The organism is Pseudomonas koreensis, assembly GCF_025447595.1.
Taxonomy (GTDB): domain Bacteria; phylum Pseudomonadota; class Gammaproteobacteria; order Pseudomonadales; family Pseudomonadaceae; genus Aquipseudomonas; species Aquipseudomonas koreensis_H.
In genome coordinates this window covers 251,580-278,245 of record NZ_JAOEJU010000003.1, presented here as the reverse complement: position 1 = coordinate 278,245, position 26,666 = coordinate 251,580, and the positions used below count along the sequence as shown (strand labels likewise).

Genomic DNA, 26,666 nt, shown 5'->3' with positions numbered 1-26,666 from the left:
TTCATTACCTGAATCTGCTCCCTTTTTTTTATTGAGTTCAGCCGTTGGCGTTTGCTCTCTTTTCCGCCGTCACGATGCAAGCCTTGTAGAAATTGGAATGGAAATCGCTGATCGCTTTCTGCTGCAAGCTCTCGCTTGAGTACTGCGGAATCGCGTACGCCTCGCGGATCAACGTCTTGAACACTTCACCTATATAGTCGTTCTGCTTACCTGCCGCTTCGGCCAGTTCCAACACCGAAGCCATGGGCACGCCTTGCTGCCTGGTTTTCATGACCTGTTTGGCCGAGTTTTCTATTCGTTGGCATTCTTCGAGCTCTTCCTGCGGCACAGGAGAGGCAAGAGCGGAAAAACTGAAGGCGAAGGTTACTGCTGCTGCAAGGCATTGTTTGTGCACGAGGTGTCGTCCGTGATTTTGAGGCTGAACATTATCATTCGGCACTCAGTGGCACCAAGGCAGGCGAGGGTAGAGCGCAAATGTATAGCTTTTTCCTGGTCTCCAGTGTCTTGGAGCAGGCTCAAACCGGCTCCAGGCCCCGTGGCCTATCCTGCACTAAGCGACCGGTTGCGAGCGGGGCGTCAAGATTGCCAAGGCAATCGCCACGATGAAGAGCGCCGGCACATCACCTGCCAAGTGTCCCATTTGGCCCGGCTGGGTGGCCGCCTGGACGGCCATGATTGCTCCGTGCGCGGCGCTGGACCACACGGTGAACCAGATCAGGCTCAGATTGGCTAACGGATCACGTGCGGCCAGGATCAAGAACACGCCCAATGTGGCGTAGATGCCAACGATCATCAGCGGGTAGTCTGAGTGACCGATGTGCCAGGCCCAACCAGACGGCCAGAACACCATGAGTGGATAGAGAGCAAGGCACGCGAGGCCGGCCAGAACCAGAACGACGCGCAAAAACCTGAAGCGATCGACTACGGTCATGGAGGAATCCTCTTTGGGTCTACCCCTGACCAGCCCGGGCTTCGCTACAGTCGGAGGAATATAGAAGGGATTTACACGCCATGGACGCAACGCCCGATTTGTTCGATTTGGCAGTACATCTAGCATAGCTACTCAATTGGCAAGCGATCCAAGATAGCCAACCGTATGAGGCAGAAAACTGGGCCGAATCCCAGAAGGGCCGTTCATTACTATTTCGAACAGCCAGGCCCACAAGGTCCGGCGAGGCGAAGAAAGTAAATGGTTTCAATGCCACGCATCCTCAGATGCGCGGCAGGATATTGTTTCGATACTCACGAAACTATTGCGAGACGAGTTTCGCTTTTACAACGCAAACGTAGTCCCACGAGTATTCACAAAAAGCGAATAGATCGAGTGACTACTGGCCATGAACAACCGATTCCCTTCGCGCCCCCCGAAGCACAAATTCGGGCAACGCTCTGGAAGCGAAATGTGTCCTATCGCCTTGCCTTGCGGATTGAAAACGCGCACACCGTCGAGTTTTTCCAGGTCGGCTTTTGGGTCACCATTGCCGCCCCAGCCACACCACAGATTGCCCGCTTCGTCGCATTTGATGCCGTCGATTGCGGCATAGTCGAGCCCCTCGATGTGCTTGCGCCGTTCGCCAAGCGTGCCGTCGTCATTTACGGTAATCGCCCAGATCAGACGATTGGGCTTGGCGCGACCTTCGACGACGTACAGGTTTTTTTCATCGGGAGAAAAACACAGGCCGTTGGGACCGTTGAGGTCGTCGATGACCCGACTGACTTTTTTGCTCTCGCCGTCAATTCGATACACCGCGTGGGGTTGGGTCGGAGTGATTTTGTGGCCTTCATAGTTGTTGCTGGTCTGGAATGGCGGGTCGGTAAACCAGATCGATCCGTCACTTTTGCAGACGATATCGTTGGGCGAGTTGAAGGGTTTGCCGTCGAAGCTGTCGGCCAGAACGGTGATCGTGCCATTGCGTTCGGTGCGCGTGACACGGCGCCCTTCGTTGGTGGTGGTGGAGCCTTCGCAGACGATCAGACGACCTTGGCGATCCCGGCACATACCGTTGGAAAAGTTTGAGTGTTCGCGGAACACGGTAAAGGTGTCGGTGATTTCGTCCCAACGCATGATGCGATTATTGGGAATGTCGCTGACCAGCAAATAGCGGCCATCTCCGACCCACACGGGCCCTTCGGCCCAGCGCATACCGGTGGCAAGTTTTTCAACACTGGCGTTGAAAATACGCAGCTCGAGGAAGCTGTCGTCGAGTATGTGAATCAGCGGATCAGGATAGCGCTGACTCAAGGGTTCTGCAGCCTCGGAGAGTCGGGTCAGTGCAGTGCTGCCGATGGTAGCGAGCGTGGCCGAAACAGCGAGTGACTTTTGCAGGAAGCTGCGGCGGGTATTGCCCTTCGCTCGCTCAGCGTTTTCAGTCCTGGCGGACAGGGATGAGTCCATGTAGCGATCTCCGTAATCTTATTTTTTTTGGGAGACTTAGTAATACCTCGTGGTAGGACATCGTACAAGTTATTCGTTGCGTACGGACCGTATGCAGTGGTGAGCGCTAGTGAACGGCCAAGCCATTCTGTTGCATCGACCGGTGGATTCACAGCGGTAGCAGACGTTATGACTATACGAACGCCTTTCAATTTGTAGATGGGTAACCAGCCGGTTTTGACGCTATGAAGTGATTATTTCGACGGCAGAACTCGCCAACTGCTCCCCATTAACCATCACATGCACCGCATGCACCCCCGCATAATGCTTGCGCGTGGTGAAATCCCTGATCACCTGCCTACGCGCCACAACCTCATTGCCAAACCCTGCCAACGCCAACGTCTTCAACTTGAAAACCTTGGCCGAAGTCCCGCCATTCGCCTTCACATAGTCAATCGCATAATCAATCACCAACCGCTGTTCAGCTGGCACCAACGATCGCACGGTAAACGACAAAGTGATCGTCTCCCCAAGCCGCACAACCGCCGGTTCCACCTTCACGTCCAGCAACTCAACCTCAGCCTTTCCCCCCGCGCCGATAACCGTGAGCGCCCGCGAATTCCCCTGTTTGATCAAACTCCGCAACGCATGTTTGGCAATCCACGCCGTGTGTTTGTTCTCCAGCGACCATCCCTCAACCGTATTCAGCACCCACTCCGGATGTGACTTGGTCACATCATTCAAATGATTCGCCACGGACTTGCGCACGTACAAACTTTCATCGGCCTTCAACCGGTCAAGAATCCCCGCAGCCAACAGCGGATCAGCCTGCACCGGTTCCAGCCGAAATGACCACGGCAGGCGAGGGCGGCTGCCTTCGCTGGCGAGTCTTCGGACGTGGTGGTTTTCGTCTCGCGTCCAGTCGTGCATCAGTTCCAGCGAGCGTTCCAGGTCGTTGCGCAGGAAGTGGCGGATGGCGAATTCGGAGGAGCCGAAAGTGGTGAAGTACTTGAGGGCTTCCATGGAAGTGTCGAACGCGTGCGCGCCGTAGCTCGCGACGTAGTGCGGCAGGCACATGCTGACGAAGCCGCTGTTCAGGCGTGGAGCGAGTTCGCGTAGTACGTCGAGGGAATCGGCGTAGTCCAGTGGCAGCACGGCGTGCAGGCTTTCGCTGACGCGGGCCATGCGTTGCATGACCGAAAGGTCGGCTAGGCCGTCGTTGGCGTGCTTGAGAAAGGCCTTGGCCTTGAACGCCGGGTACACGGCGCTCATTTCTGTGGCGATGTGTTGCAGCCGTTCGGCATTGAAGATTTCTTTGAGGGCCGGGGCGGCGGTTTCGGTGGTGCTCATTGTCAGGTCATCGGGGTGCTGATGAACGCCTGGGTGCTTTCGGCGTACGCGGTGTATTGGGCAATGCGCGGGAAGCGTTCGGCGTCTATCTGGTCGGGGACGACGAGCCCGGTAAAGCTCCAGGCGACGGCGAGGGTGATGCCGTCCTGTTGGAGCGGGCCGTCGGTGGCCAGCGGGTGTTTTTCGAGTTCGTGTTCGAGGGCGGTAAACGCGGCGGCGAGTTGGCCTTCGACGCGTTCGACCCATGGTTGATATTGAATGTCGGCCGGGCGCAGGTTGCGCTCGTAGTAAAGCTGCACGGCTTTTTCGCAGGCGGCGAGGCCGAGACCGATCAGGCGCAGGGCTTTTACCCGTTGCGACAGGTCGACGGGCAGCAGGGTTTTGCCGATCAGGGCTTCGAGGTAGTCGAGGATCAGGGTCGAGTCGATCAGCACTTCGCCGTCATCGAGCACCAGAGTCGGCGCCTTGACCACCGGATTGATCTGCTGGAAGCGTTCGAAGTGACGGAACACCGACACCGGATCGTGTTCCAGTTCGATCCCCAGGCACTTGGCGGAAATCGCCACGCGGCGCACGTAAGGGGAGTCCAGCATGCCGATCAGTTTCATGACACGTTCCTTCAAGTCGAACCGGGGAGGGCATAACGTAGCTGAGGTAGGGGGGATTTGTCAGTCTTTGGGAAGAGCTGGTGTCGCCGTCAACGACCGTAACGAATTGCGACAAAGAGCCGCTCGTCCACCGTTTGTCTTCTATATACAGCCGCTCGACTGAATTTCTTGCTATAAACGCACTCCGATGAGCGCTGTGAAGCCTGTGTCAGAGCAGTTTCCGGGCCTTGTCGGACAAATTCCCGGTATTTACAGTTGCTGAGGCCTCAAACGGGCCTTAGACTGCCGCCCCTTCGTAAATTGAGTGCCGGGTGGCGTTTGCAATAAACGATGCCTTTCCGATGACCGCAGGCGGTTCGCCGGAACGCTCCCTAATTCGCCTTAATGCACGTTTTTTATAGAGATATCAATGACAAAGGACAAGTTGCTGGCCATGCCGGCAGATGACTACATGAATGCCGAGCAACACGCTTTCTTCAACGAGCTGTTGCAGAACATGAAAGTCGAAACCCATGAGCGCATTGAGCAGAACCGTATTGCCATCGAAAGCCTGGACACCCCGGCTGACCCGGCGGACGCCGCATCGGTGGAAGAAGAGCGCACCTGGCTGGTGAACGCGATCGATCGCGACCAGCGCATGCTGCCGCAACTCGAGCAGGCCCTTGAGCGCATCAAGGAAGACAGCTTTGGCTGGTGCGACGACAGCGGTGAGCCTATCGGCCTGAAACGCCTGCTGATCAGCCCGACCACCAAGTACTGCATCGAAGCTCAAGAGCGTCACGAGCAGATCGACAAGCACCAGCGTCAGGCCTGATTCCTGAGGCGACCCTTCAATGCGGGTCGTCGCGAAAAGATCGCAGCCTTTTGCAGTTTCTCCGGAAGCTGCAAAAGGCTGCGATCTTTGCTTTTTCTCGTCTGTCAGAAAATCCCCGCACTATTCCATTGACCTGCCACAGACCCACGACTAACGGACCATGGATAATGGCGTTGTAGTGGCGTTTAATGCACTCACAACAATGAGAACAAGCGTGGGGTAACGAAATGACGAGAGATGGATCTCTGGTTGCGGCTCTGCCTGCACCAGTTGTTTTGCCAAAGAATCGCTGGCTGGCGCCGACCCTGCAAAGCATTGCCCTGGTGCTGTTGCTGGCCGGGATGACTCTGGGCGAATGGCCCTTGTACGTCGGCATGCCGCTGGCGATGCTGATTATCTGGCTGCCGCGCCTGCGCTCCCGGGCGATCCCCGATGTTCAACCAGTCGATAGCAACAGCGCGATGTCCGAGCTGACTCGCGATCTTTCCTACACCACCAGTCATAACGCGCTGTCAGCCGCTGGCGTGGCTTTCTCCGTCAAAGAGCTGGCCGGCAAGCTGCAATCGCAACTCGACGCCGCCGCACAGATCGTCAACAACGCTGAAGTCATGATCGCCACTGAGCAGGCCACTTCACAGCTCAGCCGTGAAGCGTTGGGCGCTGCCAGCGAAGCCCATCACAGCAGCGCGGCGGGGCGCACCGAACTGGTGGATTCGATCTCGCGCATGCATCAGCTCAGCCAGCGCGCCAATGCCAGTCGCGAACTGATCGAAGCCTTGAGTCAGAGAAGCGATGACATACAACGTGTGACGCTGGTGATTCAGTCCATCGCCAGCCAGACCAACCTCCTGGCATTGAACGCCGCCATCGAAGCGGCCCGAGCCGGAGAGCACGGTCGTGGTTTTGCGGTGGTGGCGGATGAGGTGCGCGGTCTGGCGGCCCGTACCGCGACGGCCACCGGCGAAGTGGGCGAGATGGTTGCCGACATCCAGCAACGCACGGCGCAGGTGGTGGAGCAGATTCGTCAGCTCTCCGACGATTTGCACACGGGGGTGGAGCAGGTTGAACACACCGGTCAGCATCTGGAGAACATTGCGCGACTGGCTGCCGGGGTGGAAACCCAGGTTGGCGAAATTGCACGGGGTGCAGAAACCAATCGAGAGCAGCTAGACAGCCTGTTCACTGCCATCGAGCAAATGCGCAGCGATCTGGCGATCAGCGACCAACAGACCCGACGCCTGGCCGACGCCGCGGTGCAGATGGAAGGGCAGGCAGAAACTATCAGCGAACGCCTGGCCGAAGTCGGGCTGGATGATTATCACCAGCGCATCTACGATCTGGCTCGTGAAGGGGCCAGCCAGATTACCGCGCAGTTCGAGGCCGATGTCGAGCAAGGGCGCATCAGCCTTGAAGACCTGTTCGACCGCCAGTATCAGCCGATCCCCGACACCCAGCCGGCCAAGTACCAGACCCGTTTCGACCGTTATACCGATCAGGTTTTGCCGGCGATTCAGGAGCCGTTGTTGCCGCGCCACGAAGGCCTGGTGTTCGCCATCGCCTGCACGCAGCAGGGTTATGTGCCGACCCACAATCAGGCGTTCAGCCAGCCGCTGACCGGGGATGCACAGGTCGACACCGTCAACAATCGGACCAAACGCAAATTCGCCGACCGCACCGGCATCCGCTGCGGCAGCCATCAGCAACCGGTGCTGTTGCAGACTTACACCCGCGATACCGGCGAGTTGATGCACGACCTGTCGGTGCCGATCATGGTCAAGGGTCGCCACTGGGGCGGGTTGCGTCTGGGCTACAAACCGGAGAATCCACGCTGAGGCATTGTTGCCGGAACTGCAATTAAGCTGTGCACTGGCGTCGCTGTTTCCTCTTGATCCAAATCCTTAACATGCCTACATAGTTAGGTGGCTAATGAAATTGGGAGGTCAGCATGCAATGCAGGGTCGATGTCGCGGTGATGATCGGTAGTGGCGTACCCGCCGGACTGCGCGCGATGGGGCAAAGTATTTGCTGGGTAGTGCTGCTCAATGGTGAGCAGCGCGGCACCGCTTTCGCCAGTCGTGACGAAGCCGAGGAGTGCAGGGCCGCGTGGCTCGCGCAGTTGGGCGCCAGATCCAGAGACAGCCTGCACTGATCGCTTTTATTTTCCGCGGTGCAGGCGCACGTTCAACTCATCCACCATCACTGCTTCTTCTCCGTCGGCACGTAACCACTCTTTGAGCAACTGTGCCTGTTGCGGGCTCCAGAAGTCGGCGTCGATCAGTTTGGTATCGGCTTCCAGCGGATGGGCTTCGATGAAGTCGTCGATGGCGGTTTCCTCCGAAGGCAGCCCTAATTGATCGAACAGGGTTGTCAGGTTGTAGGCAGGCAGTTCCATGGTGTGCTCCTTGAAATGGGGACGATCACTCTCTTTATATGAGGGGGGGCACTGGCCAGGAGTTCGATTCGTGATTCGAGCAAGCGGGCAAGCGCACAGGCTGCGTTGTGATTCTCACGGAATCCTCTGACACGACCTGTCGACTTTTCTCTGATATGGAAAAACGAGTTGCCCGCCGGGATCACCTGAAACAGTGGATCTTGCCCAGATACTTGTGTCGCACATGAAACGCACAGGCTCGGTGCATTCAAGACAAAGGGCTGGTCGTGGGCAGCGGCAAAATGCGTCAAAGTGCACATATGAAGTCCTTTTCATGGATTGACCCGCATTTACAGACGGTTGCGGGTAGTCGCGAACAGCGTCGCTGCTCTAGAATCGCCAACACCTGTTGACGGCATGGCGTTATCTAAAGCAATTTTTTGCGTGCGATATGTCGGAAAGGTGCTTTTCTTGGTGAGATTTTTCCCTAAAGTTCGTAGTCAGTTTTCTTCGGCCGACCTCAAGGCGTTTTCCTTCAACATTTGGAGAATCTCTTTGCAGGTTTCGCGAGTGGCATTCCAGTAGTCTTGAGAACCTCGCGTTGAATGAGCACTTTGCTCGCTCAGGTTTTATTCGAGTCTTTGCGCAGTACCATCGGCCAGTCCGTATTTATGGTCGTGCGCGCTTTGCGCGTGCGGCACTCTTTTCAAGTGTGGGGATGTTTCTTTGGCAGTCAGTAACCTCGATATGCATGCTTTGTTCGTGCTGGGTGATTTGCGGGCAAAGCTGGTCAAGCAGTTTCAATCGCGTTTTGTTTACATCACCGAGCAGAATGCCGAAGGCATTTACGTCGCCGAAATCGACACGGAGTCGGCGTTGGTTGTCGACGACAAACCCGGCCTGAAGCTCAAGGTCGGTGACCATTTCAGTGCCTCGGTGCTGCCCAGCCGCGAAGGCGGCAAGATGGACATCCGTTTTCGCGAAATAAAAATGACCGTGTACGGTCTTGGCGACTACGCGTTTGTCACCACGGCCGACGGCCATGCCATCGTGTTCAAGGAAGGCCACAGTGCGGTCACCGTATTCGCCGCCAACGAGCAGTTACAGGAAGGCCTGACTAAAACCCTGAAGGCCGTCACCGCCAAAGCCGCCAAGTGGCGCAAGGGCGAACTGGTGACGTTCAAGGCCAGCGAGTGAGTCGCGCCGATTTCCATTTGCAGAACCTCGACAGCGCCCGCGAGGAAGCCCTTCGGTTGTTCGCTGCAAAGGCTGAATTGAAGGGGGCCTGGCTGGGGTGGGTCGCGTCGCAGATCTATACCTTGCAGCCGGCGGAATACGCCAGCATGGTCAGACGCGAGCTGAAGAGCCTGCAGGAAATTTCTGAAAAGTAGCCTCGTCCGTGTCATGCCCCTGAAAAAGCAGGAACCTCGTCTACAGTCAGTTGACTGAGTATTCAGAGGCTTGCGGTCTTCTGTCAGGCCATCCTGCTATTGCTGTGAACAGCACGAGGTGCAAAAGCATGAACGGATTTCGACGGTTGCTGGCCGCTGGCCTGACCACCTTCGGCTTGATGACGGCGGTGCCTGCGGTGAGCGCGGCACAGGCGCCGATCCACTTCGCCGACCTGAACTGGGAAAGCGGCAGCCTGATCACCGATGTCCTGCGCATCATCGTCGAGAAGGGCTACGGCCTGCCGACCGACACCTTGCCGGGCACCACGATTACCCTGGAAACCGCGCTGGCCAACAATGACATTCAGGTCATTGGCGAAGAGTGGGCCGGGCGCAGTCCGGTGTGGGTGAAGGCCGAGGCTGAAGGCAAGGTCGCCAGCCTGGGCGACACGGTCAAAGGCGCCACCGAAGGCTGGTGGGTGCCGGAGTACGTGATCAAGGGCGACCCGGCCAAAGGCATCAAGCCACTGGCACCGGACTTGCGTAGCGTCAGCGATCTGAAGAAGTACAAGGACGTGTTCAAGGACCCGGAAACCCCGAGCAAGGGCCGGTTCCTCAACAGCCCGATTGGCTGGACGTCAGAGGTGGTGAACAAGCAGAAGCTCACCGCTTACGGTTTGCAGGATGATTTCGTCAATTTCCGCAGCGGTTCCGGTGCGGCACTCGATGCCGAAATCAGCTCATCGATCCGCCGGGGTAAACCGGTGCTGTTCTATTACTGGTCGCCGACGCCTTTGCTCGGCAAGTTCAAACTGGTTCAACTGGAAGAGCCGCCGTTCGATGCCGAAGCCTGGAAAACCCTGACCGACGCCGATAACCCTAATCCGAAACCGACCCGTTCACTGGCTTCTAAGCTGTCGATCGGGGTGTCCACGCCGTTCCAGAAACAGTATCCGCAGATTGCCGAGTTCTTCAGCAAGGTCGATTTTCCGATTGATGACCTGAACAAGGCGCTGGCGGAAATGAGCGAGAAACACACGGCGCCTCGTGACGCAGCGGTGGCGTTCATGAAGGCGCATCCGGATGTGTGGCAGGCGTGGTTGCCGGAAGACGTGGCGCAGAAGGTTCAGGCAGGTCTGTAGCGGTGTGGCGAGGGCATCAGGCCCTCGCCGAAGTGGGTCAGAACCGCGTCTGCACTGCCAGCTCGAATGTACGCGGTGTGCCGAGGTAATACGCCGGCGAAACATGGGCGAACTCGGCGTATACCTCATTCGTCAGGTTGCGTACCCGCCCGGTCACGGTTGTGTGCGAATCCACCTTGTAGCTGAGGAAACTGCCAAACAGCGTGTATGACGGCACGGTCATGGTGTTGGCAGTGTCGGCGAACACCGACGCCACGTATCGCGCATCGAGCCCGCCCTGCCATTGTGGCGAGAAATCATAGGTCAGCCACAGATTGCCGACCCGGTCCGGCACGTTGGTCGGTGTGTTGCCCTTGCGGGAAACCACTACACCGGCGGCGTTCTTCTCGTTGAACTCATCGTATTGCGCGTCGACCCAGGCGAAGTTGCCTTCGGCCAGCAACTTGTCGGTGATCCGTAACGAGTTGGCAATCTCGATACCCTTCGAAGTCTGCTGGCCGACCGGAATGCTGCTGGTCGGGTCCAGTGGATCCGTCACCGCGAAGTCCTTGCGCTCGATGGTATAGGCGGCCACTGTCGCCGAGCCGCGCCCGTTCAGGTAGTCGAACTTGCTGCCGATTTCCCATTGCTTGCCGGTCGAGACATCGAAGTCCTGGGTGCCATTGGGTTGCTCGGCGGCGGTGCTGTATTGCACGTACACATTGGCTGATGGAATGAATTGATACGTCAGGCCGACGCGCCCGGTGACCGGTTCCCAGCTGCGCTTGAGATGGCGCGGGTTGCTCGTGGTCACCGTGCGATGGTTGGTCACGTCGAGGTCGATGTCGTCATAGCGCAGGCCGGTGAGCAACGAAAGTTTGTCGGTCAGTGCCAGGCGGTTTTCGGCAAACAGCGCCTTGGTCGTGACTTCGTTGGTCTTGTCGCTGACGAAACCCGGCTTGGTTCCGGGAATGTCATAGAAATGCCCCGGTCGGTAGTTATTCGGGTTCACCGTGCTGGCGCCTTTCACGTTCAGCGGCGAGTTGGTGGTCTGGTTGACCTTGTACTCGAAACCGCCGGACCAGGTGGTGTCGAGGCCGAACAGGGTGTTGTCGTGACGCAGCTCGAACTGGTTGCCGTTCTGCTCGCCCTGGTGCCGTACCTGATACGCGGTGGAGCGGTTCACCGCGCTGTTGTCGGCGTTGTATTGATAGGTTTCCAGGTTGCGGTAATCACGCTGGCTGTCGAGGTGATAGAGGGTGTTGCGCAAGGTGGTGCTGTCGTTGATCCGGTAATCGATGATCGAGCGCACCCAGATCGTCCGCTGCTCGTACCGGCCGTCCTCGACGTTGTAGTTGTTGAAGCGATTGTGCTTATCGATCTTCAATTCGCCGGCTTTGGGGTTGAGCACCGGTGTGCCCCAGTACGGGCTGTCTTCGTGTTCATCCTGATATTCCAGGGCCAGGGTGTGCGACAGGTTTGGCGTCAGGTCGCTGAGCAACGAGAACGCCACGCTCCAGGCATCGCGTTCCTGGCGGTCGATGTAACCGTTGCTGGTATTGTGGCTGACGTCGAGTCGCGCGTAGTGCTGCACGTCGGCACCGGGTTCGGTCAGCGCGTGGTTGAGGCCGAATGCGGTTTCGGTGGTGTCGTAGGTGCCGTAGCTGACCCGACCTTCTGCGGCCTGCTCGTCGCGGGTGGCCAGTTTGGTCACGTAGTTCAGCGAGCCACCGACCGAGCCTGCGCCGTTGATCAGCGACGACGGGCCGCCGACGAGTTCTACCCGGTCATAGATCCACGAATCCACGGGGCGCGCCAGTCCGCCGGAAACGTTAACGCCGTTGAACATCTGGGTGATCTGGCTGCTGGTGAAACCGCGATAGGAGACGAACCCGCCAAAGCCCGGCGGTGCACTGGCGTTCACACCCGGCAAGGTGTTGGCAGCGTCCTGGAAGTTTTGCGAGCCGTGACGTTCGATGTCGTTGCGGTTGGCAATGGCCACCGAAGCCGGGGTGTCGCGCACGCTGAGGCCGAGGCGCGAGGCCATGCCGCTGGACTGGTCGAGGCTCAGGCCCGGTTCGGCGCCGGATTCGCCGTCAATGGTGATCGGCGCCAGATCTACGGTGGATTGCGCCCAGACGTTGACGGACAGGCAGCCGCACAGGCTCGCCAGCAAGGTAAGTTGTTTCATCGATTGAATCCTGAAGGCTTGTCTAGGAGTCAGCGCACAGGCGAACGCCGCGCGTTGGCGCAGTGGGCTGGCAAATCAAAAAGGCAAGGACACTCAGGCGAGCGGCGGGGCGCGAGGGTTGGCTGAAGGCCAGATAAAGCGGGCAGGGAGGTCGGCGCTGACGATGACCGGCAGCGGCGGGCTGTGTTGTTCCGGGAGGATCGCCAGGGTCAGGCTGGAGTTGAACGCCGGGCCCATTCCGCCGGTGGAGCACAGCGGGCAACCGAAAGCTTTGGCCAGGGTCGGCAGTTTTTCTTCAGCGGGATTCGAGGCGAGCGGCGCCTGGGTGCTTGGGTCGACGGCGCAGAACTGGCCACCAATACCGTTGAGCTGCATGCCGACCATTTGTCCGTGACCGATGCTGCAGGCGAACACGTTGAACAGGACGCAGCAATAGAGCATCCAGGCCAGCAGTGAGCGATCGGTACGGGTGAATTTCATGGGGCGGCACTTTACCGCACCGCCGACCGGTCGTGCACATGGAAAAATGCCGACTAGGATATTTTGTTCAAATCCCTTTCAAGGATTCTCGACCATGACCTTTGTGTTGGCTCAATGGCTGGTGACGATATTTGCGGTGATCAGCCTGATGCATGTGTATTGGGCGATGGGTGGGCAGTGGGCGGCCGTGGCGGTGGTGCCGCAGGTTCCGGTAGATAGCGGCGGGCTGACGCTCAGGCCGGCGTTCAAGCCTTCAGGCTGGATCACGTTGATTGTGGCTGCGGCCCTGCTGCTGATCGCCGCACTTGTATGTATGAGAGTGGGGTGGTGGTTGCCCGCAGTTCATCATTGGACACTGCAGTGGGTGATCAGCGCGATTGCGCTGTTGATGTTTGCAAGGGCAATTGGCGATTCGGAGCTGGTGGGTTTTTTCAAGGAAGTGAAGGGATCGCGGTTCGCCCGGCTCGACACTTGGGTTTACTCGCCGCTGTGTCTGATGTTGGGAGCCGGGCTGTTGGCCGTCGCCTGGATCTAGTTGCCGATTTCGGTGCGCCGGCTGCTGACCTCGGCCGGCACGTCATCCCCGGCCATGCGCTTGCGGAACAACGCCGCCCGCGCCAGTAGCAACGTGGTGACCGGCACGGTGATCGACAGCAGGATCGGTATCAGCCACGCATGCAATACCGGCCCGGACTTGAGCGCGGAAAAACAGATGATCGACGCCAGCGCCACGCACCAGGCGCCAATCGTGGAGGCCAGCGCCGGAGGGTGCATGCGTTGAAAGTAATCCTTCATTCGCAGCAACCCGGCAGCACCGATCAGGGCGAATACGCCGCTGAGTACCAACAGGATCGCCACCGGGATTTCCACCCACAGAGACAGTTCAGCATTCATTCGATCACCTCGCCACGCAGGAGGAATTTCGCCAGTGCAAACGAGCCGACAAAGCCGAACAATGCGATCAGCAGCGCCGCTTCGAAGTAGGTGTCACTGGAATAACGAATCCCCAGAGTCAGCATCATCAGCATGGCGACGATGTACAGGTAGTCCAGCGCCAGTACCCGATCCTGCGCTGACGGGCCTTTGAACAGCCGGATCAGCGTCAGGACCATCGCCAGCGAGAACAGGAACAGCGTCAGAAGAATCGCGTTCGACAGCAGCGGGCTCATTCGAAAATCTCCATCAACGGCCGCTCGTAAGTGACCTTGAAGTGCTGGATGAATTGCGCCTCGTCATCCAGATCCCAGACGTGCAGCAACAGAATGCTGCGATCCAGCGCCAGCTCGGACCACACCGTGCCGGGCACGACCGTACAGATCATCGACAGCGCCGCCAGACCGTTGGCATCGCGCAGGTCCAGCGGCACCTTGATGAAGCGTGAACGTAGTGGCCGACGACCGGCGTTGAGTACGCCCCAGGCCACCTGCAGGTTCGAGACGATCACGTCACGCCCGACCAGCAGAAACAATCGCAGGATGGTGCCCGGGCGGCGGATGTGGATCCGCTGCGGGCGCAGTTTGCGCATCATCAGCGGGGCGCAAAATCCAAGTACGGCGCCGAGCAGCAGGTTGCCCGGGCTGACCGACAGGTTCAGTACCAGCCACAGCAACCACAGCGCAAGCGACAACCACGGAGCAGGAAACAGACGCTTCATGGTTGCACCTCCAGCAGCGCGGCCTTGGCTTCCGGGCTCGGCACGGCTCGGGTGCCGAGTACCGCCATCACGTATTGTTGCGGATTGTTCAGGGCGTCGGCCGCTGCCTGGGTATAGCGCATGAGCGGTTCAGCCTTGAAGGTCAGCGCAATGCTCAGACCCAACAGCAGGAAAATCGGCGTGCATTCCAGTTTGCGCAGCAGCGGCGACGGGCGCTCTTCAGGCGACCAGAAACGCTGGATGCCCAGACGCGAGAACGCCATCAGCGAGCCAAGCCCGGTGAGGATCAGCAGGGCCAACAATGCCCAGGCGGCGTTAGAGACCGGTTCGTTGGCCCCGAGGCCCAGCGGATTAAGGAGCGCACCGATCAGGCTCAGCTTGCCGATAAACCCGGACAGCGGCGGCATGCCGATGATCAGCAGCGCGCAGGCAATGAAGCTCAGGCCGAGGAACGCCATGGTCCACGGGATCACCTGACCGACGACGGCTTTCTGATCGTCATCGAGGTTGATGCCCTTGACCGGTCGTTGCCATTCCTGCGGACGTGGTAGCAGCTCGTTTTCGTCTTCCAGCGGCACTTCGATGGCGGTGCGCGAGCGTTCGATCAACTCGGCCAGCAAGAACAGCGCGCTCAACGCGAGGGTCGAGCTGACCAGATAGAACAGCGCCGCACCGATCAGGTTCGGCTGGGCGAAACCTACGGCTGACAGCAAAATCCCCGCCGACACCAGAATGCTCAGGCTGGCCATGCGTTCCAGGCGTTGCGCGGCGATGATCGCCACACCCGCGCCGGCCATGGTCGCCATGCCGCCGTAGATCAGCCAGTCACCGCCAAAATACGCTGAAGCGCCGGCCTGTCCCGAGAACAGCAGTGTCCACAGACGCAAAAGGGTGTAGACGCCGACCTTGGTCATGATCGCGAACATCGCCGCCACCGGCGCGCTGGCTGACGAGTAGGCCGGCACCAGCCAGAAGTTCAGCGGCCACATGCCGGCCTTGGCCAGGAAGGCCACGGCCAGAATCCCTGCGCCGGCGTGCAGCAGGCCACGGTCGGCCTCCGGCACCAGCGGGATCTTCAGGGCCAGATCCGCCATGTTCAGCGTGCCGGTCACACCGTAGATCAACGCCGCGCCGATCAGGAATAGCGACGAGGCCAGCAAGTTGATCGAGATGTAATGCAGCCCCGATGACACCCGCGCCCGACCCGAACCATGAAGCAACAGGCCATAGGACGCGGCCAGCAATACCTCGAAGAACACGAACAGGTTGAACAGATCCGCCGTCAGGAACGCGCCGTACAGTCCCATCAACTGAATCTGGAACAGGGCGTGAAAGCTCGACCCGGCGCCGTCCCAGCGGGCCATGGCGAACAGCAGGGCGCTGACGCCGATGATCCCGGTCAGTACCAGCATCAATGCCGAAAGGCGATCGACCACCAGCACGATGCCAAACGGCACCTGCCAGTTGCCCGGCAAGTACACGCCGATGGAGCCGGGCACGCCGGTGGTCTGGGTCCATTGCAGCAGCATCACGGAAATGCCCAGGCCGAGGAGGCTGGAGAACAGGTTGATTTTCGCCTTCAGCGGACGGTGCTTCTCGCCGAGCATCAGCATGATGGCGGCGGTCAGCAGCGGCAGCAGGATCGGTGCGGCGATCAGGTGAGTCATCGCCGTCATTCCTTGGGCTCCCTTCCGTCAACGTGGTCGGTGCCGGTCAGGCCCCGTGAGGCCAGCAGCACCACCAGGAACAATGCGGTCATGGCGAAGCTGATGACGATGGCCGTCAGCACCAGCGCCTGGGGCAGCGGGTCGGTGTAATTGAGCAGATCCTGCGGCACGCCGTCCTTGATGATCGGCTCCTTGCCGATGAACAGGCTGCCCATGCTGAAGATGAACAGGTTGACGCCGTAGGACAGCAGGCACAGGCCCATCACCACCTGGAACGTCCGTGGCCGCAGAATCAGCCAGACCCCGGATGCGGCGAGCACGCCGATGGCGATTGCGATGACTTCTTCCATCAGACGGCTCCTTTGGCGGCAGCGGTTTTGTGGCCCCGGACCGATTGGTGGGCGAGGGCGGTGAGGATCAGCAAGGTCGAGCCGACCACCACCGCGTAGACGCCGATATCGAAGAACAGCGCGCTGGCGATATGGATGTCACCCAGCAGCGGCAGGCTGAAATGCCAGGTATGGGTGGTCAGGAACGGATAGCCCACCGCCATCGCCCCGAGGCCGGTGACGGTAGCGAACAGCAGGCCGGTGCCCATCCAGCGCAGCGGCCGCAGGCTCATTTGCGCCTCGACCCACTGGGTGCCCGCGACCATGTATTGCAGGATGAACGCCACCGACATCACCAGACCCGCGACGAAGCCGCCACCCGGCTGGTTGTGCCCGCGCATGAACAGGTAGAACGACACCACCAGCGCAATTGGCAGCAGCAGGCGTACCAGCACCGCCGGCACCATCATGAAGCCGAGCGCTGTGTCACTGGCCGAACGCGGGTTGACCAGGTCGGTGACCACGTCGGGGGCGAGCAGTCGCTGCTGAGCCGGAAGTTGCAGGCTTTCTTTCGGCGGGCGGAAACGACGCAGCAGGGCGAACACGGTCAGTGCCACGGCGGCGAGCACGGTGATTTCGCCAAGGGTGTCGAAGCCCCGGAAATCCACCAGCATTACGTTGACCACGTTGCTGCCGCCGCCCTCGGGCAGGGCTCGGCTCAGGTAGAAAGAGGAAATATCGTTCGGCGTCTGCCGGGTCAGCATGGCGTAGGACAACAACGCCATGCCGCCGCCAACCGCAATCGACAGCAGCAAGTCGCGCAGACGCCGTACACGCGCCTTGCGCAGGCTGCTTGGCAACGGCGAAACCTCTTCGATCCGCCGTGGCAGCCAGCGCAAGCCGAGCAGGATCAGCACCGTGGTCACCACTTCGACCACCAGTTGCGTCAGGGCCAGATCCGGCGCCGAGAACCAGACGAAGGTCACGCACGTCATCAGGCCGCAGACGCTGACCATGGTCAGGGCGGCGAGACGGTGATACTTGGCCTGCCATGCGGCGCCGAGGGCGCAGGCGATTGCCAGCAGCCACAGGGTCACGAACACTATGGAACCGGGGATCTTCGGCCGGTCGCCCCAGCTCAGGCTGCTGTGCAGCATCGGGATCAGCCCGGCGAGCACGGCCGCCAATACCATCAGGAACAGCTGGGTTTGCAGGCGCTTGGTGCCGATCCGCCGCTCCAGCCGTCGGGCCAGACGCATCATTGCTACCAGACTGCGCTCGAACATTCGCTTGCCGTTGAAGCGCCCCGCCAATGGCGGGTACTTGAAGCGCCCGCGCTTGAGCTGATTGCGCAGCAGCAGATACAACACGATGCCGCCGGACATCGCGATCAGACTCATGATCATCGGAGCATTAAGGCCGTGCCAGATGGCCAGGCTGTATTCCGGTAGCACGCCACCGACCACCGGTAATGCCGCAGCGGCGAGCAGCGGGCCGACGATTTGAGCCGGGAAAATGCCTACCAGCAGGCAGGTGAAGACCAGCAGTTCAACCGGCGCCCGCATCCAGCGTGGCGGCTCGTGCGGTGTGTGCGGCAGATCGGTGGCAGTCGGGCCGAAAAACACATCGACGGTGAAGCGCAGCGAGTAGGCCACGCTGAACATGCCGGCGATGGTCGCGACGATCGGCAGACTGGTTTCAACCCAGGCAGTGGCATTGATGAACACGGTTTCGGCGAAGAACATTTCTTTTGACAGGAAACCGTTCAGCAGAGGCACGCCAGCCATCGAGGCGCTGGCCACCATCGCCAGGGTGGCGGTAAACGGAATCAGCTTGAACAGACCGTTGAGCTTGCGGATGTCGCGGGTGCCGCTTTCATGGTCAATGATCCCGGCGGCCATGAACAGCGAAGCCTTGAAGGTCGCATGGTTGAGAATGTGGAACACAGCCGCCACGGCGGCCAACGGACTGTTCAGGCCGAGCAGCAGCGTGATCAGGCCAAGGTGACTGATGGTCGAGTAGGCCAGCAGTCCTTTGAGGTCGTTCTGGAACATCGCGCAGTACGCGCCGAGCAACAGCGTGGCGGCGCCGGCACCGCTGACGATGTAGAACCATTCTTCGCTGCCGGATAGCGACGGCCATAACCGTGCGAGCAGGAAAACCCCGGCCTTGACCATGGTCGCCGAGTGCAGGTATGCCGAAACCGGTGTGGGTGCCGCCATCGCGTGGGGCAGCCAGAAGTGGAACGGGAACTGGGCGCTTTTGCTGAGAGCGCCGATAAGAATGAGGGGAAGCAGGATGGGGTAGAGGGCATGTGCGCGAATCAGATCGCCGGCGGCCAGGACCTTGTCCAGGTCATAGCTGCCGACGACATGGCCGAGGATCATGACCCCCGCCAGCAGGCACAATCCCCCGGCACCAGTGACCATCAACGCCATGTAGGCGCCGCGGCGCGCGTCGTGGCGGTGGTGCCAGTAGCCGATCAACAGGAACGAAAAGAGGCTGGTCAGCTCCCAGAAAAACACGATCTGGATCAGGTTGCCGGAGATCACCAGCCCGAGCATGGCGCCCATGAACGCCAGAAAGAACGCGAAGAAACGCGGCACCGGATCGTCCGGCGACATGTAATAACGGGCATACAAGGAAACGAGGGTGCCGATGCCCAGCACCAGCATCGAGAACAGCCAGGCGAAGCCGTCCATGCGCAGGACGAAGTTCAGGCCCAGGCTGGGCAGCCACGTGAATTCTTCGCGGATCACGCCGCCGTGGGCGATCTGCGGGTACAGCATCGCGACCGAGACTGTGCCGATCAGTGCGACCAGACCTGCCAGCAGGGATTCGGCGTTACGCGCGTTGTGCGGCAGCACGGCTGCCAGACAGCTGCCCAAGAAAGGCAGAAGCAGTAGAACTATCAGGGACATAGGCTTCTAATCTGCGGAAGTTTGTGAAGCATCATACGTGCCAGCTCCCGGATCGCCAAACGCGAGGATGTCTCTGAATCCTACAAAGTAGCTGCTAAATCCATGTTCAGCCTTCGGTTTCGCGCTCCAGTTCTTCTGTGACCGGTTGTGTCTCCTTACCCTTGGTCTTCAATTCACTGACGATCACTGCCGCCACGATCAGCCCCGCACCCACCAATGCAATCGCTGGCAGACGCTCTCCCGCGATGCGCCCGACAATCCCGGCCCACACCGGCTCACCGGCATATATCAAGGTCGCACGGGTCGGCGAAACGCTTTTCTGCGCCCAGTTCATCGCCACCTGAATCGCCGCGCTCATCGCGCCCAGGCCCAGGGCGGTGCTCAGCAACAGCCACGAGAAATCCGGAATCGCCTCGCCGGTCGGTACCACCATCAAAAACGACAGCACCGAAGTCGTCGCCAGTTGCACCACGGTTACGCGACGCACATCAACCTGGCCGGCATAGTTACTGATCAGGATGATTTCGGCCGCTATCGCAATGGCGCTGATCAGCGTGGCGATTTCACCGGGGCTGAAATTCAGCGAAGCGCCGGACGGCCCGGAAAGCAGCATCAGCCCGGTAAACGCCAGCATGATGCCGATGCTCGGCATCAAACCCGGGCGCCGACCGAGCACCAGCCATTGCAGCAGCGGCACGAATGGCACGTACAACGCGGTGATAAACGCCGACTGGCTGCTCGGGATACTCTGCAAACCGACGGTCTGCAAGCCATAACCGAGCATGATCGCCACGCCGATAAAAGCACCGGCCTTGAGTTCGAACAGGGTCAGTTCACGCAGGTGTTTCCAGGAGAACAGCGCAACGATGCTCGCCGCTGCGGCGAAGCGCAGACCGACGAAAAACATCGGGCCGCTGACGGTCATGGCGTGTTGAACCAGCAGGAAGGTGCCGCCCCAGAGCATGGTGATCAGCACCAGCACGCACTCGGCTTTGCTGAACCGGGAAAACCGCAGGGGAGTTTGAGGGGAGTTGGCTGACGTCATGACCTTGCGCACTTTTGAGGAGGGGACGCACAATGCGCCAAATGTTGCGCAGTATACTGCCCAACCCCAGCCAGTGAGCAATATAGTGCACAAAGATTCCGTTCAGCGGGCTTCGGTCCTGCAACACGTCAGCCAGAACGTCCGGCGCTTGCGACACGCCGCCGATATGAGCCAGACAGCCCTCGCGGAAAAGTCCGGGGTCAGCCGGCGGATGCTGGTCGCGATCGAGGCCGGCGAGAAAAACGTCAGCCTGACCACCCTCGACCGCGTCGCCGAAGCCCTCGAAGTGGCCTTCAGCGATCTGATCCAGGCCCCGGACAATCGCGATCCGGGCCGCATTAACGAACTCGCCTGGGCCGGCAGCATTCCCGGCAGCAAAGCCGTTTTACTGTCCAAGGCCAACGCCACCCGCGCGGTGGAGCAGTGGGAATGGTGCCTGCAACCGGGCGAGGTCTATCCCTCGCAACCGGACGCCGAAGGTTGGAGCGAGCAGATTTTCGTGTTCGAAGGCTGCCTGACGCTGATGCTCGGCGACCAACCCCATCACATTTCAGCAGGCGAGTTTTTCATGTTCGCCAGCAACCAGCCGCACACCTATCGCAATGACGGGGAAGTGGCAGCGCGCTTCGTACGTAATGTGGTGATCTGACTGTTGCGGGGCCGACAGCGGATAAACAGTTTGCTCTATTCTTCCTGCAGATTGCTTTAGGTTGTTATCTCAATCTATTGATAAATAAAGGAAATATATTCGGGCATGACTTCTGCTTAGAGATCTGGATCCTCATCCGGAAACCACGGAGTCGCCTCACATGACCGCATTAAATCAAACCTCTAAACGCCTCCTGAACATCGGGAGTGCCGTCTGATGGCTCGTGAAATCCGTCTCAACGCCTTCGACATGAACTGCGTCGGCCACCAATCACCTGGCCTGTGGGCTCACCCTCGCGACCGTTCCTGGCAGTACAAGGACCTGGAGTACTGGACCGATCTGGCGAAAATCCTCGAGCGCGGCAAGTTCGACGGTTTGTTCATCGCCGACGTGCTGGGCATCTACGACGTGTACAACGGCAACGGCGAAGCGGCCATCCGGCAGGCGGCGCAGGTGCCGGTCAACGATCCGTTGCAACTGATCCCACCGATGGCGCTGGTCACCGAACACCTGGGTTTCGGTCTGACGGCTTCGTTGTCCTTCGAGCATCCCTATCCCTTCGCCCGACGCCTGTCGACTCTCGATCACCTGACCAAGGGCCGTGCGGGCTGGAACATCGTCACCTCTTATCTGGAGAGCGGCGCGAAAAACATCGGCCAGCAAGCCCAGACCGAACACGACGCGCGCTACGACTTCGCCGAGGAGTACCTGGAGGTCTGCTACAAACTCTGGGAAGGCAGTTGGGAAGAGGGCGCGATTCTGCGGGATCGCGAGCGGCGGATTTTCAGTGACCCGAACAAGATCCACGAGATTCGCCATCACGGAAAACACTTCCAGGTGCCGGGCATTCACCTCTGCGAACCGTCGCCGCAGCGCACGCCGGTTCTCTATCAGGCGGGCGCGTCCAGTCGGGGCAAGCAGTTTGCCGCCGAGCACGCCGAGTGCGTATTTGTCGCCGCGCCGTCGAAGGTGCTGCTGAAGAAAACCGTGGCTGACATTCGCCGCCGCGCTGCAGAGGCAGGGCGCGATCCGTCGAAAATCCTGATATTCAACCTGCAAACCGTGATCCTCGGCGAAACCGACGCCAAGGCCAAAGCCAAGTTCGAAGAATACAAATCCTGGGTCAGCTACGAAGGCGCGATGGCATTGATCTCGGGCTGGACCGGCATCGACTTCAGCCGCTTCAAACCAGACGAACCGCTCAAGCACGTACACACCAATGCAATCCAGTCGGCAGTCGAGGCTTTCTCCACGGCCGATCCGAACAAGGTCTGGACCCCCAACGAACTCGCCGACTGGGTCGGTATCGGCGGTTTCGGCCCGTTGTTCGTCGGCAGCCCGGAAACCGTGGCGGACCTGTTGCAGGAGTGGGTCGACGAAACCGACGTCGACGGCTTCAACCTGGCCTACGCGCTGACCCACGAAACCTTCATCGACGCCGTGGAATTGCTGGTGCCGGAGTTGCAGAAGCGCGGTGTCTACAAGACCGAATATGCGCCGGGGACCTTGCGCGAGAAGCTGTTTGGCGAGGGGCCGAGACTGCCGGAGATTCATCCGGGCAGCGGCTATCGGAACCTCGGCGAGCTGCATCGGCAGGAGAAAAAAGTCGCGTCCGTCTAGACGCCTTTGCGGCGTCTGAATGACACTGGCCCGAGCATATCCTCAGCTGCGAGAACGGCATGACTCAAACCGATACGACCGCCCTGCGTCACGCCGACATCCTGATTGTCGGCGGTGGGCTCAGCGGCACGATGCTGGCGGTGCAATTGCTGCGTTTGCCGGGACGGAGAAAGATTCTGGTGATCGAGCCCCGCGCCGAACTGGGCCGGGGCGAAGCGTACAGCGCGGTGGAGTTGGGCCACACGCTCAATGGCAACGCGGCGCGGATGAGCGTTGACCCGGACAATGCCGATGACCTGACCCAATGGCTGACCGATCACATCGCCGGCGGTGGCTGGCCGGAGTCGGATCAGCAACATGTACCGGTCAGCGAACTGTTTCCGCCTCGGGGGCTGTTCGGCGTGTACGTGCAGCAGCGTCTGGCCGAAGCGCAGCAGGTGGGCGCGCAACAGGGGGCGACGGTCGAGCATGTGCGTGCCGAAGTGGTCGATGTTCAGGCTTCCAGCGATTCCGTACAGCTCACCTTGAGTGACGGTCAGCAATTGCACGGCGGTTTTGCAGTGCTGGCGACGGGCATGTTCCCGGCGGCGCGCACACCGCAAAAGCAGTCCAGCGGCCTCAACGCGGCGGCGCTCGATCCGTGGGATGTCGCAGCCATGCGTAAGCTCGATCCGCAATCCACGGTGTTGATCATCGGCTCCGGCCTGACCATGGTCGATGCCGTGGTGTCGCTGGAGCAGGCCGGGCATCGCGGGCCGATCGAGGTGTTTTCTCGCCACGGGCTGCTGCCCCATGTGCGTCGTCAACCGCCCGCGTGGGTGGACTTCCTCGCCGAGGATCACAGCATCCGCACGCCACGCCAGTTACTGCGCGAATTGCGCCGGCATTGCCGCGACGCCATTGCACAAGGCATCGACTGGCAGGCGCCGCTCGACACCGTGCGCGCGCACATCGGCCGGTTATGGAGCCAGGCCAGCGATGTGCAGCGCCGGCAGTTCGTGCGCCATGTGCGGCCGTGGTGGGAAAGTCATCACCATCGTTCGCCGCCGCTGAGTGCGGAGCTGGTCGAGCGTCTGCACCGGGAAGGACGGTTGTGCATTCATGCGGCGTCTTACAAGGGGCTTGAGCCGGCGTCGGGCGAGGGCGTGAGTATCCGCATTCGCCCTCGCGGTGAGGCTGAAATCCGCGTGGTGCAGGGCGCGGCGTTGATCAACTCCAGCGGCATCGAATACGACTGGCGCCGTGTTGCTCGGCCTCTGCCGCAGCAACTGCTGGCCCATGGGATGGTAAAACCGGGGCCGTTGGCGCTGGGAATTGCGGCGGCGGCGGATGGCGCGGTACTCGATGCACAGGGGCGGGAGTCGGAACGGTTATTCACCATGGGCCCGCCGTTACGCGGCATGTGGTGGGAAAGCACCGCTGTCACCGACGTGGCGTCGCAGGCCAAGGCACTGGCAGCGCGTCTGGTTCGCTGACGCCCAAATGCAAGAAACCCCGCTTCGGCGGGGTTTCCTGTTTCTGGCAGCTCAAACCGATCACTCAGTAGCGCTGATATTTAGAACCGAATTCCGGACGGTTTTCTGCGACGTACAGTTTGGTCTGTTCGGCGTTCTGTTGCAGGTTGAGGCTGTCTTTGTGTTCGGCATCGATGCTGACGGTGTCGACGTTCAGGGTGCCGGACTGGCCAACGGTCGCAGCTGCGACAACCGGGGCGCTGGCGTGTGGGGCGGCGATGGCAGAGGTGGCGCCGATCAGGGAAACGATGAAGCCCAATGCGATGATGTCTTTCATGATGTTGCTCCAGAGAGTGGGGAGAAGATGGAGCCCACTCTAGTGCTGGAGGGTTTTGATGTGAAAACACCCTTGCGCATAGTCGTTATCGAAGGCGTTGATGCCCGATCAGCGCGGTAAAGTATCGCTCAGCCAGCGTTGGCGCAGCTGCTCCAGACGGCCGTCAGCCCGCAATGTATCCAGCGCCTGCTGCCAGCGCGCGACCTGTTTCGGATCGGTCTGCGGCGAAAAGGCAATGTAGGTGTTCTGTTTCATCAACGGGATCTGGTACTGCAAGCGTCCCGGCTCCATGCCTTGTTCGCGTGCAAGGGCGGCCTTGGACCAGGTATCGGAAACCACGAAATCGGTACGCCCCAGACTGAACAGTCGCATCATCTGCTCCGGGGTTTCCACGCCGTAGAGGTTGTTCAGGTCTTGCCCTTGCAGATAGCTGTAGACCAGCCATTTGCGCGGCACGGTGATCCGGCCCAGGTGATCGGCTTCACGCAGACTGTGCACGGGAGGCTGGAGATTGTCGCGGGCGTACAGCGCGGTTTCGACTTCGATCAGCGGCCCGACCCATTGATAGCGATTATCGCGGTCGTCGGTACGCAGTACGGTGAATACGCCGGTGTCGGGGGTGTCGCTGGCCATGTGCAGGGCGCGCAACAGCGGGACTTGCTGCAGATGGATGCGGTCGCCGGTCTGGGTCGCCAGGGCCTGCACCACGTCCACCCCGAATCCTGCGAGCTGATTGCCTTGCATGAAATGCAGGGGCGGATGGTTGTCGGTGAGCAGTTGCAGATCCGCCGCGGTGGCCGATAGGGCCAGCATGGACAGCAGACAGGCGGCAAATCGTTTCATGGATCATCCCTGAACAAAACTGGCGCCAGCTTATTACGGTGAGCAGTGGCTGTCGTGAGGAATCAGCGGGGCTTTTGTGTCAGAGAACAAGGCTTATCGGTAGTGATTGCTGCGGGGGCAGAACACCCCCGGCAGGAATCGATATCGGCTGTGGCTGGCGATCAGTAGCGCTGGTATTTGGAACCGAACTCAGGACGGTTCTCGGCGACCAGTACGCTGCGGGCCGAACGTTCACGCAGTTCCTGCAAGCGATCGGCACCACCCTCGGCGACGCGTTCACGCAGTTCCTGCAAACGGTCGGCGCCACCTTCAGCTACACGTTCACGCAACTCTTGCAAACGGTCAGCACCGCCTTCAGCCACGCGTTCACGCAGCTCCTGCAAACGATCCGCGCCACCTTCGGCTACGCGATCCTTCTGCAGGTTTTCCGAACCGTATTCGGCAACCAGTGGCTGGGAGCTTGCGGACGCCAGATCGGCGATAGCCAGGCCGCCGAGCAGGCTGAGTGCGAGTACCAGGGATTTCGAGGACTTGAACATGGTGCTTCTCCTTGCGTTTGATGATGAGTGAACCAGTGCTTTCTGGTGGGTTCATTCAAACGCGAGGGTGTATCGCTGATATGTGGTGTTGCGGCCCGAAAACACGGGTTACGTATCTGCGCGGCGAATTTATACAGAGCGATACAAATCCATCAGGATTCGGCGAGCATCTCCACGGCGAAAGAAAAGACATACCCCTCGTTGCGTACGGTTTTGATGTAGGTCGGCTCGCGGGAGTCGTCCAGCAGGCGCTGACGCAGGCGGCTGACCAGCAAATCGATGGAGCGGTCGAACAGGTCGGCGTCGCGGCCCTGGGTCAGGTTGAGCAACTGGTCGCGGCTGAGCACCCGTTGCGGATGGTCGAGAAACACCCGAAGCAAGCGATACTCGGCGCCGCTGAGGGCAACCATGGTGTCGTCTTCATCGAGCAGGTGGCGGGCAGTGGTGTCCAGGCGCCAACGGCCGAAGGCGAGCAGACGTCCGGTTTCGGTGATCAGCAGATTGGGCGGCAGCATTCGCGTGCGGCGCAGCACGGCGTTGATCCGCGCCAGCAGTTCGCGGGCGGCGAAGGGTTTGGTCAGGTAATCGTCGGCGCCCATTTCCAGGCCGAGGATGCGGTCGGTCTGGTCGTCGCGGGCGGTGAGCATCAAGATCGGCGTGGCCTTGTGCTTGCCGGCGCGCAACTCGCGGCACAGCACCAGCCCGTCATCGCCGGGGAGCATGATGTCGAGCACGATCAGATCGACGGTGTTGGCTTCCAGAAAACTGCGCATCTGCCGGCCATCGGCGACCACGGTGCTGCGCAGGCCGTTCTTTGTCAGGTAATTGCCGACCAGCTCGCGGATCTCGCGGTCATCGTCGACGATCAGGATGTGGTTGATGTGATCCATGGTTCACACTCTTTTTGT

The 26,666-nt window shown here is 60.1% G+C and carries 29 protein-coding genes and 1 pseudogene; 10 read left to right on the top strand and 20 right to left on the bottom strand.

From position 1 onward, the window contains the following. Window positions 1–37: 37 nt before the first annotated feature. The 5 genes from N8H71_RS07035 to N8H71_RS07015 all read right to left on the bottom strand — a co-directional run bounded on the left by N8H71_RS07035 (window position 38) and on the right by N8H71_RS07015 (window position 4,332). Window positions 38–394 (bottom strand): hypothetical protein, encoded by a 357-nt coding sequence (locus N8H71_RS07035; protein WP_262193428.1) that lies wholly within the window; start codon window positions 392–394, stop codon window positions 38–40. A gap of 156 nt (window positions 395–550) precedes the next feature. Continuing rightward, a complete protein-coding gene (locus tag N8H71_RS07030; protein ID WP_262193427.1) occupies window positions 551–931 on the bottom strand; it encodes a DUF6632 domain-containing protein in 381 nt (126 codons plus the stop codon). Between the two features lie 342 nt (window positions 932–1,273). Continuing rightward, entirely contained in the window at window positions 1,274–2,395 is a 1,122-nt protein-coding gene (locus N8H71_RS07025) for an SMP-30/gluconolactonase/LRE family protein (protein ID WP_262193426.1), read from the bottom strand. A 222-nt stretch (window positions 2,396–2,617) separates the two neighbouring features. Continuing rightward, complete coding sequence (locus tag N8H71_RS07020; RefSeq protein WP_262193425.1) at window positions 2,618–3,724, bottom strand: DNA alkylation repair protein; 1,107 nt, start codon at window positions 3,722–3,724, stop codon at window positions 2,618–2,620. Window positions 3,725–3,726: 2 nt separating this feature from the next. Further along, complete coding sequence (locus N8H71_RS07015) at window positions 3,727–4,332, bottom strand: glutathione S-transferase (protein ID WP_262193424.1); 606 nt, start codon at window positions 4,330–4,332, stop codon at window positions 3,727–3,729. Window positions 4,333–4,741: 409 nt separating this feature from the next. Here N8H71_RS07015 and N8H71_RS07010 point away from each other — a divergent pair, with 409 nt between their 5' ends. The 3 genes from N8H71_RS07010 (at window position 4,742) to N8H71_RS07000 (ending at window position 7,295) form a co-directional block, all read left to right on the top strand. Then, window positions 4,742–5,146, top strand: coding sequence for a TraR/DksA family transcriptional regulator (locus tag N8H71_RS07010; RefSeq protein WP_262193423.1), 405 nt, complete (start codon window positions 4,742–4,744; stop codon window positions 5,144–5,146). A gap of 227 nt (window positions 5,147–5,373) precedes the next feature. Continuing rightward, window positions 5,374–6,978 carry a methyl-accepting chemotaxis protein gene (locus N8H71_RS07005; protein WP_262193422.1) on the top strand — a complete coding sequence of 535 codons (1,605 nt, stop codon included), beginning with the start codon at window positions 5,374–5,376 and terminating at the stop codon, window positions 6,976–6,978. Between the two features lie 113 nt (window positions 6,979–7,091). Continuing rightward, entirely contained in the window at window positions 7,092–7,295 is a 204-nt protein-coding gene (locus N8H71_RS07000) for a hypothetical protein (RefSeq protein WP_262193421.1), read from the top strand. Window positions 7,296–7,301: 6 nt separating this feature from the next. Here the strand turns inward: N8H71_RS07000 and N8H71_RS06995 are convergent, their stop codons facing one another. Continuing rightward, complete coding sequence (locus N8H71_RS06995) at window positions 7,302–7,538, bottom strand: DUF2789 domain-containing protein (protein WP_262193420.1); 237 nt, start codon at window positions 7,536–7,538, stop codon at window positions 7,302–7,304. Between the two features lie 68 nt (window positions 7,539–7,606). Beyond that, window positions 7,607–7,837: pseudogene (locus tag N8H71_RS06990) on the bottom strand (hypothetical protein); the annotation flags it as partial. A 406-nt stretch (window positions 7,838–8,243) separates the two neighbouring features. Between N8H71_RS06990 and N8H71_RS06985 the strand changes: the two are divergent. The 3 genes from N8H71_RS06985 to N8H71_RS06975 all read left to right on the top strand — a co-directional run bounded on the left by N8H71_RS06985 (window position 8,244) and on the right by N8H71_RS06975 (window position 10,050). Next, window positions 8,244–8,714 (top strand): hypothetical protein, encoded by a 471-nt coding sequence (locus tag N8H71_RS06985; protein ID WP_007950541.1) that lies wholly within the window; start codon window positions 8,244–8,246, stop codon window positions 8,712–8,714. Continuing rightward, window positions 8,711–8,908 (top strand): hypothetical protein, encoded by a 198-nt coding sequence (locus N8H71_RS06980; protein WP_262193418.1) that lies wholly within the window; start codon window positions 8,711–8,713, stop codon window positions 8,906–8,908. Before N8H71_RS06985 ends, N8H71_RS06980 begins: the two co-directional genes overlap by 4 nt. Before the next feature lie 128 nt (window positions 8,909–9,036). After that, the gene (locus N8H71_RS06975; RefSeq protein ID WP_262193417.1) at window positions 9,037–10,050 is read left to right on the top strand and encodes an ABC transporter substrate-binding protein; all 1,014 of its coding nucleotides are present in this window, start codon (window positions 9,037–9,039) and stop codon (window positions 10,048–10,050) included. Between the two features lie 37 nt (window positions 10,051–10,087). On the opposite strand, the gene N8H71_RS06970 is transcribed toward N8H71_RS06975, so the two are convergent. Then, complete coding sequence (locus N8H71_RS06970; RefSeq protein ID WP_262193416.1) at window positions 10,088–12,220, bottom strand: TonB-dependent receptor; 2,133 nt, start codon at window positions 12,218–12,220, stop codon at window positions 10,088–10,090. A 93-nt stretch (window positions 12,221–12,313) separates the two neighbouring features. After that, on the bottom strand, window positions 12,314–12,700 hold the full coding sequence (locus N8H71_RS06965) for a DUF2946 domain-containing protein (protein ID WP_085602912.1): 387 nt from the start codon (window positions 12,698–12,700) through the stop codon (window positions 12,314–12,316). Between the two features lie 94 nt (window positions 12,701–12,794). Between N8H71_RS06965 and N8H71_RS06960 the strand changes: the two genes are divergently transcribed. After that, on the top strand, window positions 12,795–13,235 hold the full coding sequence (locus tag N8H71_RS06960; protein ID WP_262193415.1) for a DUF3995 domain-containing protein: 441 nt from the start codon (window positions 12,795–12,797) through the stop codon (window positions 13,233–13,235). Here the strand turns inward: N8H71_RS06960 and N8H71_RS06955 are convergent. The 7 genes from N8H71_RS06955 to N8H71_RS06925 form a co-directional block, all read right to left on the bottom strand. Next, entirely contained in the window at window positions 13,232–13,594 is a 363-nt protein-coding gene (locus tag N8H71_RS06955) for a Na+/H+ antiporter subunit G (RefSeq protein WP_262193414.1), read from the bottom strand. The two genes, N8H71_RS06960 and N8H71_RS06955, sit on opposite strands and share 4 nt — an antisense overlap. Next, window positions 13,591–13,869, bottom strand: a complete 279-nt coding sequence (locus N8H71_RS06950; RefSeq protein WP_003225959.1) for a K+/H+ antiporter subunit F — start codon at window positions 13,867–13,869, stop codon at window positions 13,591–13,593. Before N8H71_RS06950 ends, N8H71_RS06955 begins: the two co-directional genes overlap by 4 nt. Further along, window positions 13,866–14,354 carry a Na+/H+ antiporter subunit E gene (locus N8H71_RS06945; RefSeq protein WP_007950533.1) on the bottom strand — a complete coding sequence of 163 codons (489 nt, stop codon included), beginning with the start codon at window positions 14,352–14,354 and terminating at the stop codon, window positions 13,866–13,868. Before N8H71_RS06945 ends, N8H71_RS06950 begins: the two co-directional genes overlap by 4 nt. Continuing rightward, window positions 14,351–16,030 carry a monovalent cation/H+ antiporter subunit D gene (locus N8H71_RS06940; RefSeq protein WP_262193413.1) on the bottom strand — a complete coding sequence of 560 codons (1,680 nt, stop codon included), beginning with the start codon at window positions 16,028–16,030 and terminating at the stop codon, window positions 14,351–14,353. The genes N8H71_RS06945 and N8H71_RS06940 overlap by 4 nt, the downstream gene beginning before the upstream one ends. Then, window positions 16,027–16,371, bottom strand: coding sequence for a Na+/H+ antiporter subunit C (locus tag N8H71_RS06935; RefSeq protein ID WP_003192163.1), 345 nt, complete (start codon window positions 16,369–16,371; stop codon window positions 16,027–16,029). The genes N8H71_RS06940 and N8H71_RS06935 overlap by 4 nt, the downstream gene beginning before the upstream one ends. Continuing rightward, a complete protein-coding gene (locus N8H71_RS06930) occupies window positions 16,371–19,271 on the bottom strand; it encodes a monovalent cation/H+ antiporter subunit A (protein WP_262193412.1) in 2,901 nt (966 codons plus the stop codon). The genes N8H71_RS06935 and N8H71_RS06930 overlap by 1 nt, the downstream gene beginning before the upstream one ends. A 106-nt stretch (window positions 19,272–19,377) precedes the next feature. Next, the gene (locus N8H71_RS06925) at window positions 19,378–20,316 is read right to left on the bottom strand and encodes a DMT family transporter (RefSeq protein ID WP_262193411.1); all 939 of its coding nucleotides are present in this window, start codon (window positions 20,314–20,316) and stop codon (window positions 19,378–19,380) included. 85 nt (window positions 20,317–20,401) lie between these two features. On the opposite strand from N8H71_RS06925, the gene N8H71_RS06920 reads away from it, so the two are divergent. The 3 genes from N8H71_RS06920 (at window position 20,402) to N8H71_RS06910 (ending at window position 24,060) form a co-directional block, all read left to right on the top strand. Further along, window positions 20,402–20,965: a helix-turn-helix domain-containing protein gene (locus N8H71_RS06920; RefSeq protein WP_262193410.1), complete on the top strand. Its 564-nt coding sequence runs from the start codon at window positions 20,402–20,404 to the stop codon at window positions 20,963–20,965. A 216-nt stretch (window positions 20,966–21,181) separates the two neighbouring features. After that, a complete protein-coding gene (locus tag N8H71_RS06915; RefSeq protein ID WP_262193409.1) occupies window positions 21,182–22,585 on the top strand; it encodes an LLM class flavin-dependent oxidoreductase in 1,404 nt (467 codons plus the stop codon). Window positions 22,586–22,644: 59 nt separating this feature from the next. After that, window positions 22,645–24,060 (top strand): FAD/NAD(P)-binding protein, encoded by a 1,416-nt coding sequence (locus tag N8H71_RS06910; protein WP_262193408.1) that lies wholly within the window; start codon window positions 22,645–22,647, stop codon window positions 24,058–24,060. Window positions 24,061–24,124: 64 nt separating this feature from the next. Here the strand turns inward: N8H71_RS06910 and N8H71_RS06905 are convergent, their stop codons facing one another. The 4 genes from N8H71_RS06905 to N8H71_RS06890 all read right to left on the bottom strand — a co-directional run bounded on the left by N8H71_RS06905 (window position 24,125) and on the right by N8H71_RS06890 (window position 26,648). Beyond that, window positions 24,125–24,376, bottom strand: a complete 252-nt coding sequence (locus tag N8H71_RS06905) for a hypothetical protein (protein WP_262193407.1) — start codon at window positions 24,374–24,376, stop codon at window positions 24,125–24,127. A gap of 108 nt (window positions 24,377–24,484) precedes the next feature. After that, entirely contained in the window at window positions 24,485–25,219 is a 735-nt protein-coding gene (locus N8H71_RS06900) for a substrate-binding periplasmic protein (protein ID WP_262193406.1), read from the bottom strand. A gap of 161 nt (window positions 25,220–25,380) precedes the next feature. Beyond that, entirely contained in the window at window positions 25,381–25,758 is a 378-nt protein-coding gene (locus N8H71_RS06895) for a hypothetical protein (RefSeq protein WP_262193405.1), read from the bottom strand. Between the two features lie 152 nt (window positions 25,759–25,910). Then, window positions 25,911–26,648, bottom strand: coding sequence for a response regulator (locus N8H71_RS06890; RefSeq protein ID WP_085687766.1), 738 nt, complete (start codon window positions 26,646–26,648; stop codon window positions 25,911–25,913). Window positions 26,649–26,666: the final 18 nt, after the last annotated feature.

Coding starts and splice junctions, on each gene's coding strand:
- N8H71_RS07030 (WP_262193427.1), bottom strand. CDS start 931: ATGACCGTAGTCGATCGCTTCAGGTTTTTGCGCGTCGTTCTGGTTCTG.
- N8H71_RS07025 (WP_262193426.1), bottom strand. CDS start 2,395: ATGGACTCATCCCTGTCCGCCAGGACTGAAAACGCTGAGCGAGCGAAG.
- N8H71_RS07020 (WP_262193425.1), bottom strand. CDS start 3,724: ATGAGCACCACCGAAACCGCCGCCCCGGCCCTCAAAGAAATCTTCAAT.
- N8H71_RS07015 (WP_262193424.1), bottom strand. CDS start 4,332: ATGAAACTGATCGGCATGCTGGACTCCCCTTACGTGCGCCGCGTGGCG.
- N8H71_RS07010 (WP_262193423.1), top strand. CDS start 4,742: ATGACAAAGGACAAGTTGCTGGCCATGCCGGCAGATGACTACATGAAT.
- N8H71_RS07005 (WP_262193422.1), top strand. CDS start 5,374: ATGACGAGAGATGGATCTCTGGTTGCGGCTCTGCCTGCACCAGTTGTT.
- N8H71_RS07000 (WP_262193421.1), top strand. CDS start 7,092: ATGCAATGCAGGGTCGATGTCGCGGTGATGATCGGTAGTGGCGTACCC.
- N8H71_RS06995 (WP_262193420.1), bottom strand. CDS start 7,538: ATGGAACTGCCTGCCTACAACCTGACAACCCTGTTCGATCAATTAGGG.
- N8H71_RS06975 (WP_262193417.1), top strand. CDS start 9,037: ATGAACGGATTTCGACGGTTGCTGGCCGCTGGCCTGACCACCTTCGGC.
- N8H71_RS06970 (WP_262193416.1), bottom strand. CDS start 12,220: ATGAAACAACTTACCTTGCTGGCGAGCCTGTGCGGCTGCCTGTCCGTC.
- N8H71_RS06965 (WP_085602912.1), bottom strand. CDS start 12,700: ATGAAATTCACCCGTACCGATCGCTCACTGCTGGCCTGGATGCTCTAT.
- N8H71_RS06960 (WP_262193415.1), top strand. CDS start 12,795: ATGACCTTTGTGTTGGCTCAATGGCTGGTGACGATATTTGCGGTGATC.
- N8H71_RS06955 (WP_262193414.1), bottom strand. CDS start 13,594: ATGAATGCTGAACTGTCTCTGTGGGTGGAAATCCCGGTGGCGATCCTG.
- N8H71_RS06950 (WP_003225959.1), bottom strand. CDS start 13,869: ATGAGCCCGCTGCTGTCGAACGCGATTCTTCTGACGCTGTTCCTGTTC.
- N8H71_RS06945 (WP_007950533.1), bottom strand. CDS start 14,354: ATGAAGCGTCTGTTTCCTGCTCCGTGGTTGTCGCTTGCGCTGTGGTTG.
- N8H71_RS06940 (WP_262193413.1), bottom strand. CDS start 16,030: ATGACGGCGATGACTCACCTGATCGCCGCACCGATCCTGCTGCCGCTG.
- N8H71_RS06935 (WP_003192163.1), bottom strand. CDS start 16,371: ATGGAAGAAGTCATCGCAATCGCCATCGGCGTGCTCGCCGCATCCGGG.
- N8H71_RS06930 (WP_262193412.1), bottom strand. CDS start 19,271: ATGTCCCTGATAGTTCTACTGCTTCTGCCTTTCTTGGGCAGCTGTCTG.
- N8H71_RS06925 (WP_262193411.1), bottom strand. CDS start 20,316: ATGACGTCAGCCAACTCCCCTCAAACTCCCCTGCGGTTTTCCCGGTTC.
- N8H71_RS06915 (WP_262193409.1), top strand. CDS start 21,182: ATGGCTCGTGAAATCCGTCTCAACGCCTTCGACATGAACTGCGTCGGC.
- N8H71_RS06910 (WP_262193408.1), top strand. CDS start 22,645: ATGACTCAAACCGATACGACCGCCCTGCGTCACGCCGACATCCTGATT.
- N8H71_RS06905 (WP_262193407.1), bottom strand. CDS start 24,376: ATGAAAGACATCATCGCATTGGGCTTCATCGTTTCCCTGATCGGCGCC.
- N8H71_RS06900 (WP_262193406.1), bottom strand. CDS start 25,219: ATGAAACGATTTGCCGCCTGTCTGCTGTCCATGCTGGCCCTATCGGCC.
- N8H71_RS06895 (WP_262193405.1), bottom strand. CDS start 25,758: ATGTTCAAGTCCTCGAAATCCCTGGTACTCGCACTCAGCCTGCTCGGC.
- N8H71_RS06890 (WP_085687766.1), bottom strand. CDS start 26,648: ATGGATCACATCAACCACATCCTGATCGTCGACGATGACCGCGAGATC.